Raw genomic sequence first — 18139 nt, 5'->3', positions numbered from 1 at the left:
GTCTGACCTTCGATCGATCGTCGCCGCGATCTGGCAGTTTCCGATATTCACGCTCACGGTCGCGACGATCATTGTTTCAGGTATTGCTGAACAATAAACTATTGACCAAGAGGAGTCGAGGACTTCAGGCATCACTGAAATTCAGTCGCGTTGACTGAAACGAGGGGGGTCGGAGTGATGTCCTACGGACCGGTCCACCGCATCAGGGCACCGCCGCCCAGGGGTGACACAAAAATGGGGCCGTCCCGGTTGCCCCCGGGACGCCCCAAATCGGCAGCTCCACCCTTTCCCCAGGCACCGGGTCAAGGCTAAGGAACGTACCGATGGTCATTCTATTCTCTTCCAGTTCACCGGTAAATCACGAAACGGGGGCGAACTCGGCGGCGCTGCTCATCACCGTCGCGTTCGTCGTGGTACTCGTCATCGGCCGAGTCGGCCGATCGTTGAACGGCTACAGGAACCCCGCCCCGGCTCCCATGACCCACCACCAGCGCGAGGTGCGGCGCGACTCGCTCCACAACCTGGTGCGGGGTTGGCTGCTGCTCGCGGTGCTGGTTCCCGTAATGTTCGTCACGCTGTACGAGATGATCCACGCGGGCTCCGGCTGACCCTTCAGCCGGGTTTACCACCAAGAAAACCGGGGACGGCACCGCGGGCGGGCGCCGTCCCCGCCCCACGTTTCCAGCCGGCAAGAGGAGCGCGACAACGGTGTTAGCGGTACGACCAGCGGTCAGCGCGGACCTGCCGGCCTTGATCAACGCGTTCGGTGAGCGCTTCTACTTCGAGGATCGGCTCGCCCGCCGACCCCAGCAGGGCGTCCTGTTCGCCGCCTTCCTCGACAACGTCGCCGTCGGCGCGGCATTCCTGCGGCTGATGCCGGCCGAGGAGTGGGAGCTGCGCGAACGCCTCCGCGGCGTGCCGATCCTCAGCCACCTGCAGGTCCGGGAGAACGTGCGCCGGCAGGGCGTGGCGTCCGCGATCATGAACACCGCCGAGGAGTACGCCTGGATGCGGGGCCGCATGCGCATGGCGCTCGGCGTCACCCCGCAGAACACCGCGGCGCGGCGGCTCTACCTCGACCGCGGCTACGTGGAGTGGGACTTCGGCCTGGTCAACGCGATGGTCGTCGATTACGACGAGACGGGCCGCAAGCAGTTCAGCATCGAGCGCTGCCAAATCCTGGTCAAGGCGCTACGCGCCCCGGCCCGGGTCTGATCCGCTTGCCGGGCGCCGCGCCGCCTTCTAGCGACGGTTATGGTTACGGGAAACACCCGCAAATGCGCGCCGGGTTCGGGGCCCGCACCACCGCGATGTGGCACCTGGTGACCGGCGACTTCTGGGGGTTCGGCTTCTTCTACCTCGGCGTCGCCGCGCTGCTGGTCTGCCTGGACTGCGCGGCGGTCTGGCTCAAGCTCGTCTCGCACGGCAACGGCTACGAGCGGACCGAGGCGCGCGAGGCCCGGCGCAAGGAGCTGTCCGAGACCAAGCGGCACGAGCAGGAGCTGCTGGTCGCGCACTCGGCGCGGGAGATCGCCGGCGACGGGGTGGACGCGGTGGTGAACGAGCGGCGGCTCATGGACGCCGCGGTGAGCCGGGCGACCGAGCGTTTGATGGCGGAACTGGAGGACCAGTCCCGACTGGTCCGTTAGTACAGAAATTGCCCGAGTGACTTGCTCCGGGGCCCGGCCGCCCGGGCAGACTGGGCCGGTGCGTCACCGCCTGCCCCGCCGCTCGCCGGTGCTGCCCATCGTCGTCGGCATCGTGCTGGCCCTCGTGGCCGGCGTCGGCGCCATCCGCGCGGTGTGGGTCGACACCCTCAACGCCTCGGCCGGCGACCCGCCCGGGGTCGAGCGCGCGGGCCTCGGCGACCGGGCCGACCGCGCCGAGGCCCGGGCGGCCCGCTGCGACGGCGTGCCGCTGAGCGCGCCCCGCGAGCTGCGCGGCATCTGGATCACGACGGTCGAGAACATCGACTGGCCCAGCCGGCCCGGCCTGCCGGTCGACCAGATCAAGGCGGAGTACCTCTCCTGGCTGGACCTCGCCCAGCAGCGCAACCTCAACGCGGTCTTCGTCCACGTCCGGCCCAGCGGCGACGCGCTGTGGCCATCGCAGTACGCCCCCTGGTCCGAATGGATCACGGGCGTGCGCGGCCAGGGGCCGGGCTTCGACCTCATGCAGTGGATGATCGACGAGACCCACCGGCGCGACATCGAGTTCCATGCCTGGTTCAACCCGTACCGCGGCAGCCAGCCCGCCCCGGCCGGCGCCGGGCCGGACATCGACGCGCTCGCGCCCGATCACCCGCTGCGCAAGCACCCGGAGTGGGCGGTCGTCTACCCGTCGGCGGGCACCACCGGCAGCCGCCTGCATTTCAACCCCGGCATCCCGGAGGCACGCAAGTTCGTCGAGGACTCGATGCTGGAGGCGGTCGAGAAGTACGACGTCGACGGGGTGCACTTCGACGACTTCTTCTACCAGTACCCCGTCGGCAAGCAGGACTTCCCCGACGACGCGGCGTACCGGCAGTACGGCGGCGGCAAGAGCAAGGCCGACTGGCGCCGGGACAACGTCAACCAGCTGGTCCAGGAGATGAGCCAGCGGATCAAGCAGCTCAAGCCGTGGGTGAAGTTCGGCATCAGCCCGTTCGGGATCTGGCGCAACAGCGCCACCGACCCATCCGGCTCCCCCACCCGCGGCCTGCAGAGCTACGACGACATCTACGCCGACACCCGGTTGTGGGTGCGCGAGCAGTGGCTCGACTACATCGTCCCGCAGCTGTACTGGAACATCGGCTTCGACGTCGCCGACTACGCCAAGCTCCTGCCCTGGTGGGCGGGGGTCGTCAAGGACACAAGGGTGCAGCTGTACATCGGGCAGGCCGACTACCGCGTCGGGCAGTCCGGCCCGTGGTCCGACCCCGGCGAACTCGACCGCGAGCTGGCGCTCAACCGCACGTATCAGCAGGTCACCGGCAGCATCCACTTCAGCGCCAAGAGCGTGCGGGCCGACGCGCTGGGCTCGGTGTCGAAGTACGCGGCGCACTTCTACGCCACGCCCGCGCTCCCGCCGGTGATGCGGTGGCTGCCGAACGCGGCGCCGGCCGCCCCCGTGGTGCGGTCCCGGGCCGACGGGGACAACGTCGAGCTCAGCTGGACCGGCCGGGGCGTCTCCGCGGCCGTGTACCGGGTCGAGAACGACACGGCGCGGCTGGTCGCGACGCGGCGCGGCGGCGACGGGGAGTTCACCGGGCCGAAGGGCACCTACTGCGTCACCGAGCTGGACCGGTCCTGGAACGAGGGTCCCCCGGGCGAAAGCCCACCGCCGGGGTGAGCCCCTCTCATCCGGGTGTTGTCGAGGCTTCGGGCCATGAGCACGAGCTTCATCTCGGACCAGGACTTCACGACGCCGGCGCACATCCGTGTCGCCCCGGCGGACAACCACGGACCCGCGAACGAGACGAAACACCCCTCGAAGGCCCTGCTCACCGTCATCTTCCTGGCCGCGGTGTGGCTGGTGATCTCGGCGGTACCGTTCGGCTACATCGGGGCCGGCCGCTACGACGTGTTCTGGAGCGACGCGGTCACCGGCATCACCATCGCGACCGTCACGACGATCCGGATGGTCAACACGCGCTCGGCGGCGTTCGGCTGGATCACCGGCGGGCTGGCCGGGTGGCTGCTGGTCGCGCCGCTGGTGCTGCGGTACGGCTGGTCGACCTCGACCGCCAACGACGTCATCGTCGGGATGCTCATCCTGGTCTGCGCGGCGCTCGGCACGGGCGACGACCGGGACTGAGCGACAGCGGGCCGCCCCCTGATACGAGGGGCGGCCCGATTCCGTCGCGGTATGGTCAGCGCTCGACTGCGTCGCGGACGTTGCGCCCGGCGTCCTTCACGTGCTCACCGGCCTGCTTGACCTTCGCGGCGGCACGCTCGGCTGCGCCCTCGGCCTCGAGACGCTCGTTGTCGGTGGCCTCGCCGTACTTCTCCTTGGCGATGCCCTTGGCCTCCTCGGCCTTGTGCTCGGCCTTGTCCTTGAAGCCCATCACACTTCCCTTCCACGTTTCCGGTCGGTTTCCGGTCGGTTTGCGGTCGGTTTCCGGTCTTGGCCTGTGCTTCTTTCAGGGGTGCCCGGCGTTGCGGGGGCGCAAACGCATCCGCTGTGCCGCGGTCGTCACACCCCCGCCGCGAGCGGGTTGCCGGTGAACACGTTGCCGCCCAGGTAGCCCAGGCCGACCGTGTACACGCTCCACAGCAGCGCGTCGTGCGCCCGAGCGGGACGATGGCGAGGTGCAGGTGCCCGCGTCGCGGTGGCGCTCTTCGCCGCCTCGCCACGCAGCGTGACCCGCTGGGGGCGCCTTACGACGAGTCGCGGGCCACGAAGTCATCGAACACCCGCGGATCGTGGAAGGCGGCCATGTCCCGGATGAGGCCGCCCTCGATGCGCAGGACCGAGATCGCGAACGGCCGCTCCACCGACTCGCCGGGCGGCGTGTGGTAGGTGATGACCGCCGGGGCGCGGTTGGCGCGCGTGACGACCGCGCGGATGCGCCCGATGTGGCTCGGGACGCCGGGCGGGACGCTGCGCATCAGCGCGCCGACGATGGCGGGCTTGCCGAGGTACCACATGGGCAGCGGCGGCATGACCGCGCGCGCCTCGTCGGCCAGCAGCCGCGCCATCCCCGCGACGTCGGCGCGCTCGAACGCATCGACGTAGCGGCGCAGCACCTCCCGCTCGTCCGGCTCCGGCCCGCGCTCGGGCGTCCAGTCGGCGCCGCGCTCCGGCAGCCGCTCGCGGAGCGTCGCGCGGGCCCGCCGCAGCGCGCTGTTGACCGCCGGCGCCGTCACGCCGAGCAGCGCCGCGGTCTCCCCCGCGGACCAGCCGAGCACGTCGCGCGAGATGAGCACGGCCCGCTGCCGCGGCGGCAGGTGCTGCAGCGCGGCCAGGAACGCCAGCTCGACAGTCTCCCGGGCGACCAGGCGCGTCTCGGGGTCCCCGTCGAGCACCCGGTCCGGCACCGGTTCGAGCCAGGGTACGTCGGTGCGCGGCGGCAGGCTCACGCCCGGGTCGGACGGCGGCCCCAGGTCCATGGGCAGGACCCGCCGCTGGGCGCTCTTGAGCGCGTCGAGGCAGGCGTTGGTGGCGATGCGGTACAACCAGGCCCGCACCGACGAGCGCCCCTGGAAGGCGTCCCAGCCGCGCCAGGCGCGCAGGAACGTCTCCTGCACCAGGTCCTCGGCCTCGTGGAACGAGCCGAGCATGCGGTAGCAGTGCACCTCGAGCTCGCGCCGGTGCCGCTCCAGCTGTTGCGTCAGGTCCATGCGAGCCCCCTCGTCGCGACGTGCGATCTTAGGACGATGTGGGCGGAGTTTCGTGAGCGCGTGATCCTGGAGGACGACGCGATCCTCGTGCTGGACAAGCCGGCCGGCGTGTCCGTGATGGGCGAGCGGCACGAGTCCGACCTGGTGCGCATGGCTGCGGAGGCAGGCGAGGAGCTCTTCCCCGTGCACCGCATCGACAAGGTCACGTCCGGCGTCATCCTCTTCGCCAAGGAGCTCTCCGTCCACGGCGGGCTGACCCGGCAGTTCAACAAGCGCACGGTGGACAAGGCGTATCTGGCGGTGACCGCGCCGGGCGGCCTGCCGCCAGCCGGCCGCATCGACCTGCCGCTGAGCGTCGGCCGCAAGAACCGGGTGCGGATCGCGGCGCCACGGGAGAGCATCGAGCTCAAGGATGACACCTGGACGGTGCCCGCGTCGGCGGTGTTCGACACGGTGCCCACGTATCCGTCGGTGACCACGTTCGCGGTTCGCTCCCAGACCGCGGAGCGCGCCCTGCTGGAGGCGGTGCCGCAGACGGGCCGCCGCCACCAGATCCGCGTGCACCTGGCGTGGATCGGCCACCCGATCGTGGGCGACCCGCTGTTCGAGAAGTCCCCCGCCGGGCGGACATACCTGCACTCGTGGCGGCTGTCCTTCGACCACCGCGGCGAGCGGGTCACGGTCGAGGCCCCGGCCCCGCCCGATTTCGCCTGACGGGGCTATGCCGCGCTGATCGCGCGGTGCGGGATCAGCGCAGCACGGCGGCCAGGGACAGCAGAATCGCCAGGCTGTTGGTGAAGCAGTGCACGGCGATGCTCATCCGCACGCTGTTGAGCCGCAGCATGACCGCGATCAGCAGGAGCTGGGCCACGAAGATGAAGACGAACTTCTCCGGCTGCCAGTAGTGCTGCGCCGCGAACAGCGCCGCCGACGTCACCACCGCGAGCACGCCGCGCACGGGCAGCCGGGGCAGCAGGTACGCCCGGAAGTACAGCTCCTCGACGGCCGGGTTGACCAGGCCGTCGATGAGCAGCGCGAAGAGCAGGGTGGCGACCGTCGTCGAGGCCGGGAACGCGTCGGAGCCGGCCGGCAGCAGCCAGGACGACGGGTAGACGTCGAGGATCCGCTCCTCCAGCGGCGCCAGCAGGACCACCAGGCCGAAGCCGATGGCGGTCAGGCAGGGCACGATCATGAGGTACAACCGGAGCGGCAGTTTCCGCCGGAACGCCAGGACCTCCGGCAGCCGCCGGAACGACCACCCGGCGGCGCGCAGCAGCAGGCCCAGCTCGATCGGCGTGAGCACGAGCGCGAAGGCCAGCGTCAGGGCGAACTGTGGCGGCAGGTGCCACGCCCGCACGAGCGGGCCCAGCGCGAACGCCGCGGCGAACGTGGCCGCCGCCGGCAAGAGGTGCATGGCGAGAACCGCTGGCCACTGCATCGTGCGAGCCAGCCGTCGCACCGGCCGCGTGGCGCCGCGGCCCCGGATCGGGATGGTCGTCATAGACCTGACGCTATGGAATTCGCCAACCCGGCCCCAGCCCGCTGGGCGGAGTGTTCGGGGTGGGGCAGGCCCTACCCCGGGCACTCATGCCTGCATGACCCCGGCGACGGCCGCGTTACCCGCTGTTTCCGCTGGTGTGCTGGACTTCGTTCGTGACGACTCCGCGGCTCGCCCGCCGCCTCAAGACCCCGGACGCGGTGGTCGTGGGCCTCGGCGCCATGATCGGCGCCGGCGTCTTCGCCTCCTTCGCGCCGGCCGCGCGCGCCGCCGGCGGCCTGCTGCTGGTCGCGCTCGGCGTCGCCGCCGTCGTCGCCTACTGCAACGCCACGTCCTCGGCGCGCCTCGCCGTGCTGTACCCGGAGTCCGGCGGCACCTACGTCTACGGGCGGCGGCGGCTCGGCGACTTCTGGGGATACCTGGCCGGCTGGGGCTTCGTGGTGGGCAAGACCGCGTCGTGCGCGGCGATGGCGCTCACGGTCGGCGCCTACGCGCTGCCCGGGCACCAGCGCGTGATCGCGGTGCTCGCCGTCGCCGCCGTCACCGTGCTCAACCTGTTCGGGGTGCAGAAGTCGGCGCTCGCCACCCGGGTCATCGTCGGCGTCGTGCTCCTGGTGCTCGCCGCCGTCGTCGCCGCGTGCCTGCTGGGCCGTTCGGGACCGCACGAGCTCGCCGCGACGGGCGGCGGCTGGGGCGTGCTGCAGGCCGCGGGGCTGCTGTTCTTCGCGTTCGCCGGCTACGCGCGCATCGCCACACTAGGCGAGGAGGTCGCCGATCCGGCCCGCACGATCCCGCGGGCCATCCCGCTCGCCCTCGGCATCACGCTCCTGGTGTACCTCGCCGTCGCCGTCGCCGCCCTGGCCGCGCTCGGCCCGGGGCGCCTTGCCGCCTCCACCGCCCCGCTGGCCGACGCCGTCACCGCGGCCGGCGCCGGGTGGCTCCCCCCCGCCGTGCGCGCGGGCGCGGCGATCGCGGCGCTGGGCTCGCTGCTCGCGCTGGTCCTCGGCGTGTCTCGCACGACCCTGGCCATGGCCCGCGACCGGCACCTGCCCGGGTTCCTCGCCGCGGTGCACCCGGCCCGGCGCATCCCGCACCGCGCGGAGGTGGCCGTCGGCGTCGCGGTGATCCTGCTGGTGACGTTCCTCGACCTGCGCGGCGCGATCGGCTTCTCGTCGTTCGGCGTGCTCGTCTACTACGCGATCGCGAACGCCGCGGCGCTCACGCTGCGCCGCGACGAGGGCGCGCCGCCCCGGGTCGTCCCGGTGGCCGGCCTGGTCGGCTGCCTGCTGCTGGCCGCCACGCTGCCCGCCACATCGGTACTCGCCGGGCTCGCCCTCTTCGCCATCGGCGCCCTGCTGTGGCTGGCCCGCCGTGCCGCACGGCCGACCGGTTCTTGAAGCCACCTAGCCAGCCGTCGGACTGTTCGCGATGTTCGTCATGATGACTGTGGACAACCAGCTTGGGGATCGCGATGCGTTGCATGGCACCCCGATGCTAGCGTGGGCTCCCATTCCATAGCCCATAGCAGCCGAGCGGAGAGCGCCGTGACTGGCCAGGACGAGCAGAGCCCGCATCGGCACAGCGCCTACCCCGCCGAGGAACGTGGTCGCCGGATACTTTGGCGTACGGTCACCATCGGCCTCTTCGCCGCGCTGGGAGTCCTCGCCTTCTGGGCGGCGGCCAGGCTAGGGTGGTCGTCTCGGTTGACGTTGGCCTTGGTCGCTATCCCCTATTGGGCGGTCGTCACGGTCGTCTGGCTGCGTCGCGGGCCGTACATGCCGCGCCTTCACGGAAACCGCGAGACCGGGCGCGAGTAGTTCCAGCCGCCGCGCCGGCCGATGCCGGCGCTTACGCCGCCAGCGGGCCGAGCGCGGCAACGCCCCACGGGGCCGGCACAGGCTGGCCACTTTGCCTGGGTTTGGCTCGGTCCGGCCGGTTGCTGCACCCCGCTGCTGTACGACCTAGCGCCGCCTTGGCAGTCCGACCTTGGGATGAAATCGAATCCCGTGACTGGCGAATTTCGATACGCTCGCCCGCGCCCAAGCAACGACGAGACTCAGGAGATCGAACGATGAGGATCGCAGGCATCTCGCCGACCCCCACCCGATCTTTCGTGTCCGCCTGGGAGAGCATCCTTGTCTCGCTTGTTCCGCCTGCTCGAGAACCTCGTTGACCCGTTCGACCAGCACGACCTGAGCACACCGCCGTCCGGTGCGCGCGCCTTCCTGTTCCGTGAGCTCCGGCCGCTGCGCGGCGTGATCATTGTGCTCACCGTGGTCGGTGCCGGCATCGAGGTGTGGCTCATCGGTTATGCCGGCCATTTGGTGGATACGCTCGCCGCCACGTCGCCAGCGCGACTCTGGCAGTCCCACGGCGCCGAACTGGTGGCCGTCGCGCTGCTCGTGCTCATCGTCCGACCGCTGGTCCACCTGGTCAGCGAGGGGCTCGACGACATCGCGTTCCGGCCCAACGCGCTGACGCTCGCGCTGTGACGCATGCATCGGTACGTGTCGCGCCAGTCCGTCGGCTGGTTCCGCGGCGAACTGGCGGGACGCGTCGCCACGTACGTGCGTGACGGTGCGACCGCGGCCACCGGCGTCGTCTACAACACCATCCACGCGCTCGCGTTCGTCGCCGCGTACGTGCTGGGCTCGCTCGGGCTGATGGCCTCGATTGACCTGCGCCTGGTGCTGCCGCTGGCCGGCTGGATCGCGCTGTACGCGGCGCTCATGGCGTACGTCGTGCCCCGCTACCGGGACGCTTCCGACCGGCTGCAGCACGCGAACTCGGCGCTGACCGGGCTGCTCGTCGACGTGTACGCGAATATCGACACCATGGCGCTGTTCGCCGACCGGGCTCGCGAGGACCGGGAGAACCAGCGGGTCCTCGCCGCCGCTCGCCGCGCCCACCTGCACGTGCAGCGCGTCGAGGTGACCATCAACGCCGGCATGATGACCCTCAACAGCCTGCTCATGGTCGGCCTCATCGGCTACGGCATCGTCCTGTGGCAGTCCGGTGCCGCGCCCATCGGCCTGATCGCGGCCGCACTCGCGCTCAGCTACCGGATCACGGCGATGGCCGAATGGCTGCTCGACGGTGTGTCGTCGGTTTTCGGCGCGGTCGGCGCGCTGCGGCGCTCGCTGCACACGATCGCCCAGCCGCTGGCCGTGGCCGACCGGCCCGGCGCCGGCCCACTCGTCGTGCGCGGCGGCCGCATCCGGCTCACCCGGGTCAGCCACCACTACGGCCGCCCGGACGGTGGCGGTGTCGCTCGGCGTCGCGCCCGGCGAGGGCATCGGACTCGTCGGGCCCTCCGGCGCAGGCAAGTCCACGCTGGTCAACCTCGTGCTGCGGTTCTACGAGCCGGAGGCGGGCACGATCGAGATCGACGGTCAGGACATCACCTCAGTCACCCAGGAGAGCCTGCGTCGGCAGATCGCCGTAGTGACCCAGGAAACGATGCTGCTACATCGCTCGGTGCGCGACAACATCGCGCACGGCGTCTCAGATCCTGGCGAGAGCTCGCCTGCCGACGAGGCGGCGGTCCGAGTGGCGCGGCGCGCCGCAGCCGACGACTTCATCGCCGCGCTCCGCGACGCCGAGGGCCGGCAGGGGTACGAAGCGCACGTCGGCGAGCGCGGCGTGACGCTCTCCGGCGGCCAGCGGCAGCGCATCGCGCTCGCTCGGGCCTTCTACAAGAACGCGCCCGTGCTCATCCTGGACGAGGCCACGTCCGCCCTGGACTCCGAGGTCGAAGCGGCCATCCACGACACGCTGGACGAGATGCTCGCGGGCCGCACGGTCATCGCGATCGCACACCGGTTGTCCACGATCGCGCGGATGGACCGCATCGTGGTCCTCGACGCGGGCCGGATCGTCGAGGAGGGTACGCACGCCGATCTGCTCGCCCGCAACGGCCTGTACACCGCGCTGTGGTCCCGCCAGTCCGGCGGCTTCCTCGGCCGGTGAGCCGGGGACAGCCGGACAACGAGCGAGCCCCCTGGCCGCGTTGCCGCTGGTCAAGGGGCTCGTTTCGGCTGGTCAACAGCCCTTCCATCGGTGGCCCCGGCGCGAATCGAACGCGCGACACCCGCTTTAGGAGAGCGGTACGTGCTCCACGGGAGGGATGACGATGTACCAGCGCAAACACCGCCGGGCTACCCGCTCCCGTGCGGTAGTTGGCCGTGCATTTGCCGTACGGGCGTTCGTCCGGCTCTGGTCGCGGCAACGAATGCCAGGCACCCTCGATGCGAACAAGGTCAACTCGGCCTCGGCACCTGCGGCGGACCGCGAATGGCCTGGTAACGCGCAGGTTGCTATTAATCTGCCGAGGCGCTCGCGACGGTGACAGGCAAGATCGTCTCCCAGATTTCTCCCAACACGGTGTTTAGGGTGGCTTGGCTGCCCGGTGCTCCCGCAGAGTAAAAACGATCATGCTCGCGGTCGGCGGGGGAAGCGAGCGCTAGCCGAGCCGGAACGCCGCAACCGATTGTCAGAGATTCGTCCTAGTCGGTGGATTGTTCAGTCGGGCCAGCGCTGGTAGACCGATCTACACGTATCCGCGGTTGCCGGAGGCTCCGCGAACCCAATATGTAAGCAAAACCGGCCGGCGTCTCCAACGAAGGGAATGAGCTAGGAGTGGCGGATCAGTTCAATTTCTACGGGCAAACGACCTTTGTCAACCGACCGGCGAAGAGTGTCGTGTCTGATTTTCAGAATCGTTACGCCCGACTACCGGCGGCAGACGATCTTTCGGAACTGCTGCGCCTCGTTCTCACAAGCGCCGAGCTCGGCAGCGACAAGCGGGAGCGCGCAGCGCGCGAGTTGCACGGCGTTGGTGCTGAACTAGAGCAACCTGGGCGTGATGACGGCCGCGTAAGGAAATTGCTTGAGTCTGTGCAGGACATCGTATCCAAGGCGGCGGATATTGCGCTGCCCGCGACATCGATCGTGAGTCGGATCATGGATCTCGTGGGATGATCAGGTAGATCATATGAATTTCTCAATCTTCGTCTCCCGCGGGTCTGATGCAATTTATGACCGCGCGCGAAAGCTCCTGGACAATTGCCCGACCGTGTCGCTCGATGACGACGACGGAACCGAGGATTGCTGGAATTCGTTGTACGAGCATCTCTACTCAGACGCGGCCGCTGTGAGATTGTCTGACGACGGCACTGTCGATGATCTGCTTGATGCAATGATAGGGCTTCGCCTACTACCCGAATCGTATTTGAAGCGAGGGCGCGGCCTTCGGCGAGATGATTCTTTCGATTTCTACGAATATGTGCTAGTTCGTAATGCAACGACTGGTGAGTTGATTTTCGACGGGAGCGATGGGAATCGAGGCCGATTGCTGGACCAGCGTCGGCCGGGACACTCGGCGTCCAGTCGAGCACTCCGTAAGCTTGGCGTCGCCGATGGTGACGATATCGAAGTCACTGTTACGCGACAATACCAATATGAAACCGTCGTGCCGTTAAACGCGATGCCTCAGCGCTCGCTGCGTGATCTCCGAATGCACCTAGCGGCCTGGGAAGAATCTGCGGAGCAAGTCACGCTGCCGGAGGCACCCTATTGGGGGGACAGCCTGAGTGGTGTCTTGCTCTACACTGAGGAGGATAAGGAAGTCGCTGCGTACGTCCGGCGCCATTACCTTGCTATACATGACCTTTCAGGTCCGCACCTAACAATACATGTCTTCGAACGGCCTGTCGGACCAGCTGGCGTCAGGTACTGGCGCCATATTCTAGGAGAGAGGTTCTTCCGACTGTGCTGCAGCTTAGGGTGGGTTAGTTCCATCCCCTTTGATCTGCGCAATGCCTATGCAGCCGCAGACTATCTCGGGGTCGACCGCTCGCATCTTCCTTGCTTGGTCATATTCGATACAGTAGACCGGCCGAACAAGCTGGTAATTTCAATGACGCCCTTGTCGGCTCAGCGAATCAGGATCATTCTGTCTAAGATTGATGGCATCCTCCGCCAGAAATTCGACTCCATTAGACACGGCCCCGGAAACACGGTCCGCGAGTACCAAAAAGTGGCGTTCGATGCGGTAGGAAGTGCGCATGAATCGATTCTTCATGAAGCTTTCCGTCGGGCGCCGCTTCACGATGGTGCATACAATTTCTTCGGGCAGACCGTTTTCATCTCCAAGCCGAAGAACACCATCATTAGGGATTTCCAAAATCGGAATAGTTCGGGCTAGCTTGACTCAGACCTCGACCTTCCGAGTACTGGCGATAAGGTTTGGTGCAGTCGGTACCGTTGCGCCGCAACGGTACTCGGCCCGACTGGGGTTGGTTCGGTTCGGCGGGTTGCTGTACTCCGCCGCTGTACGCCGTCGCGCTGTCTTGGCAACTCGACCTTGGGACTAGAAGGCACAGCGCCGGTTCCGGCCCCGCGGTCGGCGTTCGCGCCCTGGTCCTCGGTCATGCCGGCGGGCCGGGGCGCTTCGTGTTCTGGGCCTGTGCGGGTTGGGGTCTGGCGTCGCTAAGTCCGGTGCGGGGACGGGGGCTTGCCTGCCACGCAGCGTCAGCAGAGTTGCAATGGCGAAGCGACCCCGGGCGCCGTGTCGGCGGCGCCTTGGTCATGGGCCACATCCGTACGACACCTCGGTAGCGTAATGTAGCGTCATGTCCTGACTAGTATGCTATAAAAGACTACATGTTGATCCACGGCAAGGGCGTGGCGTACTCGTTCTGGCTGGCCGTAGAACAGGAACGCGCCGCGCAGGGGCTTACCAAGATGGACCTGTGGAACCTGCTGAAAGAGCGGGCGGGAGACGGGCCCACACCCGCACGGAGCACGATCGACAACCTTCGCGACAGCACCCGAGCGCCACAGCCCCGAATCGTTCACGCACTTGCTGACACACTCGGCATCGACAGGGAGGAAGCGAGGCGCATGGCCGGCCTCGCGCCTTCCCAACCGATGCCGGGCGTAACCGTTCGCTCAGCCATCGAGGCGAGCACTGAGTACACGAAGGACGAGAAACAGGCGCTTCTGACGTTCATTGACGCGATCGAGCGGGCGAAGGGCACCTCTCGGGCTACTCGGGCCGAGTCGGCATGAAGACGGCGCTCGCCGGGCTGTGCGGCGCCATAGCCGCCGCCGCGACCGCTGGGCTGCCGGTGTTGATTGGTCTGGGCGCCCTCCTCACGGTCTCCATGGCTCTGCTTAGCTGGATGGTCAATGACAAAGGGCGCTCAGCCGACCTCGCGATGATCATTTCCGCACTACATACACCCGTCGCTCGCGCCCGACCCGCACGGCGCCGAAGATGGCACCGAAGGTAGCTCCGGCGTTACGAACCGCGTCTTGTACCGGCTGCACATCCGTAGATCTTGCTGAGCGACTAAGCGGGCCATGGCCCGCCGACCGTAGAATAGATCGAAGTGCACGCGAGCCTGTTGGCATCTCGATCAACACACGCCTCCGGACCCGTTTTGCCGTGAAGGCGTTGCATGTGGTCGACTGGGACGACTGTAAGCGACCAGCTTGGAGGCGAACTGGATGGCCAAGGCTCGTGAAAAGGATGATCATTTCTTAGCCCACCCCGTCTACCTTGATGTGCCGATGATGGTGAGTTTTCTCGCAACTCTCGACGACGGTGTCGCGTACACGAGCGAGGTGGCCGAGAAGCTTACATCGGCGAAGGAAGGTGAAGGCGAGGGTAATGTTAAAGCCGGAATTCCCAGCCTCGCCCAATGGCTCGGCCTGACACTCAGCGCGGAAGGTAAGTATCGACGGCGCTCATCAACTGATGAATCGGTCGAAGCAAAGCTTGTTCGAGAACACACCTCGGCTTCTTTGTTCAACATTTTGCGAAGGCGTCTGATTTCAACAAGCAGCATCAAGGGCTTGACGCGTGCCGAGGATTTAGTGGAACTCCAAGTGGGCGACCTCGTAGAAATTCGAGGGACCATTAATGGGGATCCGCTTCGACAGGTGCTTGCGGTTTTCTCGGCGATCGCGCCGTATGTGGGTATAGATCTCGCTACAGAAGCTGACCCATCCAAGCCTCGGCAACAGGCTTCCCCCCGCCAGAAGGCGAGCCAAGTCACGCCTCGCCAGTCGATTCAACCCCAGCAACTCGACGAGCTGGCCCTGATGCGAGTTCTTATGGCAGACGTCGCAAAGTCAACGGTTCTGGATCTTACAATGCAGCTGCGGTCCGGTATGCAAGTTGTGCTTGCGGCTTCAAATGAATACATGACCGATGCGGCCGAGCAGTACATGCTTGCTGGTTCTTTCGTCGCACTCGGCAAGGTTACGCAGATCCTGCAGCCAAATGAACGCATCAACCTTCTGAGACGGACTGTTTTCGGCGTACTGGAAGCCACAGGAGGTCGGCCGGAGGATGTGTTTTCCGGGCTAGCAAGCAGCATGCCGGGTATGAACTTGTCCAGCCTTAGCATTACGGGTCCGGGCTTACAAGTACTGCCGTTGGCAATCTACGTGTAAGTAGACACGTACGTGTCATCCCTGAAGGAGCGGGGCCGTGTCAACCCCTCGATGCCTGGTGGTCTGTGACCGGTTTGGACCGTTTCCCGGCTCGGTGCGGACAAACGCCGGTAAGGGGTCGGGGCCAAGACTCGACCGCAGGTCGACCCGCGTAGCGGGCTCGGTCTTGACGCCGATCCCGGGCGGCGCAGAATCGGTGCGCCGGGAACGACGACTGTGGGGTTGTGGGGGGCCGTGTTCTCCATCGTCCGAAATGGACGGTTTGGCGGAACCGGGGTCCGGTTGCCGGTCATCCCTTCGCCGCGGCGGGGGCGGCATGGAGTGTTACGGCCGCGACCAGGCGGGGTCAATCAAGTGTGGTCGACCGCGCCACCGCAGTGGGGGTCAGACACTCCACGACCTCGCGCCTGGCCGCGCCGGGCTGGGGGCTCACGCGGGGGCCAGGCAACGGATGTGCCCGTCGCGTAGGCCGTAAAAGACCAGGGTGAGTAGTTCACGGGCGGCGGCGACCTTGGCGATGTTGTTACCGCGCCGCTCGCCGATGCGCGCCCGGGTCCGCGCGATGGGCCCGGTGTGCACGCGCTGGACAGCCTCGACCGCAGCCCACCGGACCAGGGTGTTGCCCTGCTTGGTAATGCGACCTCGGTGGACCTTGGTGTCGGACTCCCGGTGCTTGGGCGTCATGCCTGCCCACGAACACAGCTGTTGCGGCCGGGCGAAGCGGGTGACATCGCCGATCTCGGCCACGAACACCGCGGCGAGCACCGGCCCGACCCCGGGCAACGCCTGGATTGCCTGATAGCCCGGATGGGTCTTCAACTGGGCGGCGGTGCGCTTGGCCACAATGTCGATCTCGAGGGTGACCGCGTCGATGAGCCGGCGAAGTGACAACACCCGCGCGCTGAACGGCGCGTCGAGCTGCAGATCGTCGAGCAGTTGCTGCCCGCCGACGCCGAACAGGTCAGACATGGCCACACGCACGCCTTGCTTGGCAAGCACCGAGTGGACCTGCGCTTTGAGCCCGGAGCGCAACGCCACCAGCTTGCACCGGTGACGCACCGCCTCCCGCAGACCACGAACCTCGGTCGGGGCGACCCACGCCTCGGGGAGGCGACCCATCCGCAGCAGGTCGGCCAGATCGGCGGCGTCACGTTCGTCGTTCTTCACCCGCCGATAGGCGAATCCTTTTACTCCCAACGGATGCGCCAGGTGAACCTTGGCGCCGGCCTCGGCGAGCACGTCTGCCGCCCAGTACCACCCATACGTGGCTTCCAACACCACGTCGGGGCTCTCACCCCAACCGGCGACCTGCCGCGCCAACTCGAACGGATCATTGTCGATCCGAACCATCGAACCGATTCGTTGCCCTTCCGGAGTCATCCGCACGATCACGCTGCGCCGCCGGTGCAGGTCTATCCCCACATACTGCCGGCCGTCGTACTCTGCCACAGGGGCCTCCTTCGTCGTGGTACTTCGTGACAACCCCAGGAAACCCCTGACTAGGGTGACTGTCACGAGGAGCGGAGGCCCCGCTCCTTCATCGCATCAACGCTGGGCTGCGGTCGCCTAGCGTCCTTGGGCTTCTGGGCCGTGTCGTGCTGGTACGGCATCCCAAACGGCCGTACAGCTCCATGATCTGGCTCTGCATGACGCCTACCTGGCGCCGAATCTCCGCGATGTCGGACGTGACGTCGCCCTCCAGGCGGGCGCTCAGTTCCCGCACCGCGGCTTCAAGCTCGGCGATGCGGCCAGGCGTGTCGGCGTTCCGGGCTAGCTCGTCGTCCGTAGGCTTGTGCTGGACGTAGACGCCCTTGCCTGGCTGTCCAATGAGGATTCCCTCGACCTGAAGCTCTTTGATCGCAGCACGGACAACCGCCGGGATTGGCTCACCAATCCGGTAGACCTCGTCCGCGATCTTGCGGCGTAAGTCGTGGGCTATCTGCTGGTATGCCGGCTGTCCGGTGATCTCGGTCAAGGTGCCTCCGCTGGAGGCGGCGTTGGGTCACTGGTAGGCGCCACAAAACTTGGCCGCGTATTTGCCGCGAACGGCCGATCGTGGCCGGTGAGCGCCGGGGACAGCCGGACAACGTGCGAGCCCCTTGACCGCGTCGCTGCTGGTCAAGGGGCTCGTTTCGGCTGGTCAACAGCCCTTCCATCGGTGGCCCCGGCGCGAATCGAACGCGCGACACCCGCTTTAGGAGAGCGGTGCTCTATCCCCTGAGCTACGAGGCCTTGCCCGAGGTCGAGTCTAGGGGAACACCCGGCCTGGCCGAAATCGCGTATCCGTGCAACCTCCCGCCGGGCGCGGCTCGTTTCAGTCCGACCGAGGGGGAGGCCGATGCGCGCAGAGGCGCAAGAGGAGTACGTCGAGTACGTGACCGGGCGGCTCGCGCCGCTGCGGCAGCTGGCGTTCCTGCTGTGCGGCGACGAGCACCGGGCCGACGACGTCGTGCAACAGACGATCGAGAAGCTGTACCTGCGCTGGCCGCGCGTCAGCGCCGTCGAACACCTCGACCGGTACGTGCGGCAGATGCTCGTGCGCACGTTCATCGACGAGCGGCGCCGGCCCTGGGCACGCGTCGGGCTGACCGGCCGGGCGCCCGAGCCGCCGCCCCCGCCGGCGCCGACGGGCCCGCACGACGCGGTCGAGGACACGCTGGTGCTGCGGGCCGCGCTCGCCCGGGTGCCGCGGCGGCAGCAGGCGGTACTCGTCCTGCGGTACCTCTGCGACCTGCCCGTCGACGAGGTCGCCGCGATCCTGAACTGCTCCGCCGGGACGGTGAAGAGCCAGTCTTCGCGCGGGCTGGCCACGCTGCGCAAGCTTGTCGGCGACGACCTGCAGAGGACGGTCTGAACG

The 18139-nt window shown here is 67.7% G+C and carries 19 protein-coding genes, 2 tRNA genes and 1 pseudogene; 15 read left to right on the top strand and 7 right to left on the bottom strand.

From position 1 onward, the window contains the following. Nucleotides 1–323 precede the first annotated feature (323 nt). The 5 genes from ACGFI8_RS08300 (at nt 324) to ACGFI8_RS08280 (ending at nt 3795) form a co-directional block, all read left to right on the top strand. Nucleotides 324–608, top strand: coding sequence for a hypothetical protein (locus tag ACGFI8_RS08300; protein WP_392801748.1), 285 nt, complete (start codon nt 324–326; stop codon nt 606–608). 100 nt (nt 609–708) lie between these two features. Beyond that, nucleotides 709–1215, top strand: coding sequence for a GNAT family N-acetyltransferase (locus tag ACGFI8_RS08295; RefSeq protein ID WP_392801745.1), 507 nt, complete (start codon nt 709–711; stop codon nt 1213–1215). A gap of 62 nt (nt 1216–1277) precedes the next feature. Further along, entirely contained in the window at nt 1278–1649 is a 372-nt protein-coding gene (locus ACGFI8_RS08290) for a DUF4407 domain-containing protein (RefSeq protein WP_392801742.1), read from the top strand. Between the two features lie 58 nt (nt 1650–1707). Further along, nucleotides 1708–3330 carry a glycoside hydrolase family 10 protein gene (locus ACGFI8_RS08285; RefSeq protein ID WP_392801739.1) on the top strand — a complete coding sequence of 541 codons (1623 nt, stop codon included), beginning with the start codon at nt 1708–1710 and terminating at the stop codon, nt 3328–3330. A gap of 36 nt (nt 3331–3366) precedes the next feature. Then, nucleotides 3367–3795, top strand: a complete 429-nt coding sequence (locus ACGFI8_RS08280) for a hypothetical protein (protein ID WP_392801736.1) — start codon at nt 3367–3369, stop codon at nt 3793–3795. A 55-nt stretch (nt 3796–3850) separates the two neighbouring features. Here the strand turns inward: ACGFI8_RS08280 and ACGFI8_RS08275 are convergent, their stop codons facing one another. Together ACGFI8_RS08275 and ACGFI8_RS08270 are read right to left on the bottom strand one after the other, a co-directional pair. Beyond that, complete coding sequence (locus ACGFI8_RS08275) at nt 3851–4045, bottom strand: CsbD family protein (RefSeq protein ID WP_392801733.1); 195 nt, start codon at nt 4043–4045, stop codon at nt 3851–3853. 313 nt (nt 4046–4358) lie between these two features. Continuing rightward, nucleotides 4359–5348, bottom strand: coding sequence for a sigma-70 family RNA polymerase sigma factor (locus ACGFI8_RS08270; protein WP_392802866.1), 990 nt, complete (start codon nt 5346–5348; stop codon nt 4359–4361). Nucleotides 5349–5357: 9 nt separating this feature from the next. On the opposite strand from ACGFI8_RS08270, the gene ACGFI8_RS08265 reads away from it, so the two are divergent. Next, nucleotides 5358–6035, top strand: coding sequence for an RluA family pseudouridine synthase (locus ACGFI8_RS08265; RefSeq protein WP_392801730.1), 678 nt, complete (start codon nt 5358–5360; stop codon nt 6033–6035). A 34-nt stretch (nt 6036–6069) separates the two neighbouring features. On the opposite strand, the gene ACGFI8_RS08260 is transcribed toward ACGFI8_RS08265, so the two are convergent. Continuing rightward, nucleotides 6070–6822 (bottom strand): CPBP family intramembrane glutamic endopeptidase, encoded by a 753-nt coding sequence (locus ACGFI8_RS08260; RefSeq protein ID WP_392801727.1) that lies wholly within the window; start codon nt 6820–6822, stop codon nt 6070–6072. A 152-nt stretch (nt 6823–6974) separates the two neighbouring features. Between ACGFI8_RS08260 and ACGFI8_RS08255 the strand changes: the two genes are divergently transcribed. The 4 genes and pseudogenes from ACGFI8_RS08255 to ACGFI8_RS08240 all read left to right on the top strand — a co-directional run bounded on the left by ACGFI8_RS08255 (nt 6975) and on the right by ACGFI8_RS08240 (nt 10788). Beyond that, nucleotides 6975–8216, top strand: coding sequence for an APC family permease (locus ACGFI8_RS08255; RefSeq protein ID WP_392801725.1), 1242 nt, complete (start codon nt 6975–6977; stop codon nt 8214–8216). A 738-nt stretch (nt 8217–8954) separates the two neighbouring features. Beyond that, nucleotides 8955–9311 (top strand): hypothetical protein, encoded by a 357-nt coding sequence (locus ACGFI8_RS08250; protein ID WP_392801722.1) that lies wholly within the window; start codon nt 8955–8957, stop codon nt 9309–9311. Nucleotides 9312–9314: 3 nt separating this feature from the next. Then, nucleotides 9315–9818 (top strand): annotated as a pseudogene (locus tag ACGFI8_RS08245) (ABC transporter transmembrane domain-containing protein); the annotation flags it as partial. A 259-nt stretch (nt 9819–10077) separates the two neighbouring features. Further along, nucleotides 10078–10788, top strand: coding sequence for an ABC transporter ATP-binding protein (locus tag ACGFI8_RS08240; RefSeq protein WP_392801720.1), 711 nt, complete (start codon nt 10078–10080; stop codon nt 10786–10788). A gap of 91 nt (nt 10789–10879) precedes the next feature. On the opposite strand, the gene ACGFI8_RS08235 is transcribed toward ACGFI8_RS08240, so the two are convergent. After that, nucleotides 10880–10973: transfer RNA gene (locus tag ACGFI8_RS08235), tRNA-Arg, on the bottom strand. 484 nt (nt 10974–11457) lie between these two features. Between ACGFI8_RS08235 and ACGFI8_RS08230 the strand changes: the two genes are divergently transcribed. The 4 genes from ACGFI8_RS08230 to ACGFI8_RS08215 all read left to right on the top strand — a co-directional run bounded on the left by ACGFI8_RS08230 (nt 11458) and on the right by ACGFI8_RS08215 (nt 15282). Then, on the top strand, nt 11458–11799 hold the full coding sequence (locus tag ACGFI8_RS08230; RefSeq protein WP_392801717.1) for a hypothetical protein: 342 nt from the start codon (nt 11458–11460) through the stop codon (nt 11797–11799). Between the two features lie 13 nt (nt 11800–11812). Then, nucleotides 11813–13024, top strand: coding sequence for a hypothetical protein (locus ACGFI8_RS08225; RefSeq protein WP_392801714.1), 1212 nt, complete (start codon nt 11813–11815; stop codon nt 13022–13024). Between the two features lie 458 nt (nt 13025–13482). Next, nucleotides 13483–13890 (top strand): hypothetical protein, encoded by a 408-nt coding sequence (locus ACGFI8_RS08220; RefSeq protein WP_392801711.1) that lies wholly within the window; start codon nt 13483–13485, stop codon nt 13888–13890. A gap of 441 nt (nt 13891–14331) precedes the next feature. After that, nucleotides 14332–15282: a hypothetical protein gene (locus tag ACGFI8_RS08215; RefSeq protein ID WP_392801710.1), complete on the top strand. Its 951-nt coding sequence runs from the start codon at nt 14332–14334 to the stop codon at nt 15280–15282. A gap of 429 nt (nt 15283–15711) precedes the next feature. Here ACGFI8_RS08215 and ACGFI8_RS08210 read toward each other — a convergent pair whose 3' ends face one another. From ACGFI8_RS08210 to ACGFI8_RS08200, 3 genes are all read right to left on the bottom strand, one after another. Beyond that, entirely contained in the window at nt 15712–16731 is a 1020-nt protein-coding gene (locus tag ACGFI8_RS08210; RefSeq protein ID WP_392801708.1) for an IS110 family transposase, read from the bottom strand. 88 nt (nt 16732–16819) lie between these two features. Then, the gene (locus ACGFI8_RS08205) at nt 16820–17257 is read right to left on the bottom strand and encodes a hypothetical protein (RefSeq protein WP_392801706.1); all 438 of its coding nucleotides are present in this window, start codon (nt 17255–17257) and stop codon (nt 16820–16822) included. A gap of 184 nt (nt 17258–17441) precedes the next feature. Beyond that, nucleotides 17442–17514 (bottom strand) — tRNA-Arg (locus tag ACGFI8_RS08200). A gap of 106 nt (nt 17515–17620) precedes the next feature. On the opposite strand from ACGFI8_RS08200, the gene ACGFI8_RS08195 reads away from it, so the two are divergent. Continuing rightward, nucleotides 17621–18136, top strand: coding sequence for a SigE family RNA polymerase sigma factor (locus ACGFI8_RS08195; RefSeq protein WP_392801704.1), 516 nt, complete (start codon nt 17621–17623; stop codon nt 18134–18136). The last annotated feature ends 3 nt before the right edge of the window (nt 18137–18139 follow it).

The sequence above is a fragment of the Dactylosporangium sp. NPDC048998 genome (assembly GCF_043197855.1).
In the GTDB taxonomy this organism is placed as follows: Bacteria; Actinomycetota; Actinomycetes; order Mycobacteriales; family Micromonosporaceae; genus Dactylosporangium.
Note: the sequence above shows the minus strand (reverse complement) of the source record. Positions and strands in the feature narration are given on the sequence as shown.

Excerpts from the sequence above, each read along its gene's own strand:
- ACGFI8_RS08300 (WP_392801748.1), top strand. The coding sequence starts at position 324 with ATGGTCATTCTATTCTCTTCCAGTTCACCGGTAAATCACGAAACGGGG.
- ACGFI8_RS08290 (WP_392801742.1), top strand. The coding sequence starts at position 1,278 with ATGCGCGCCGGGTTCGGGGCCCGCACCACCGCGATGTGGCACCTGGTG.
- ACGFI8_RS08280 (WP_392801736.1), top strand. The coding sequence starts at position 3,367 with ATGAGCACGAGCTTCATCTCGGACCAGGACTTCACGACGCCGGCGCAC.
- ACGFI8_RS08275 (WP_392801733.1), bottom strand. The coding sequence starts at position 4,045 with ATGGGCTTCAAGGACAAGGCCGAGCACAAGGCCGAGGAGGCCAAGGGC.
- ACGFI8_RS08265 (WP_392801730.1), top strand. The coding sequence starts at position 5,358 with ATGTGGGCGGAGTTTCGTGAGCGCGTGATCCTGGAGGACGACGCGATC.
- ACGFI8_RS08260 (WP_392801727.1), bottom strand. The coding sequence starts at position 6,822 with ATGACGACCATCCCGATCCGGGGCCGCGGCGCCACGCGGCCGGTGCGA.
- ACGFI8_RS08225 (WP_392801714.1), top strand. The coding sequence starts at position 11,813 with ATGAATTTCTCAATCTTCGTCTCCCGCGGGTCTGATGCAATTTATGAC.
- ACGFI8_RS08220 (WP_392801711.1), top strand. The coding sequence starts at position 13,483 with ATGTTGATCCACGGCAAGGGCGTGGCGTACTCGTTCTGGCTGGCCGTA.
- ACGFI8_RS08215 (WP_392801710.1), top strand. The coding sequence starts at position 14,332 with ATGGCCAAGGCTCGTGAAAAGGATGATCATTTCTTAGCCCACCCCGTC.
- ACGFI8_RS08195 (WP_392801704.1), top strand. The coding sequence starts at position 17,621 with ATGCGCGCAGAGGCGCAAGAGGAGTACGTCGAGTACGTGACCGGGCGG.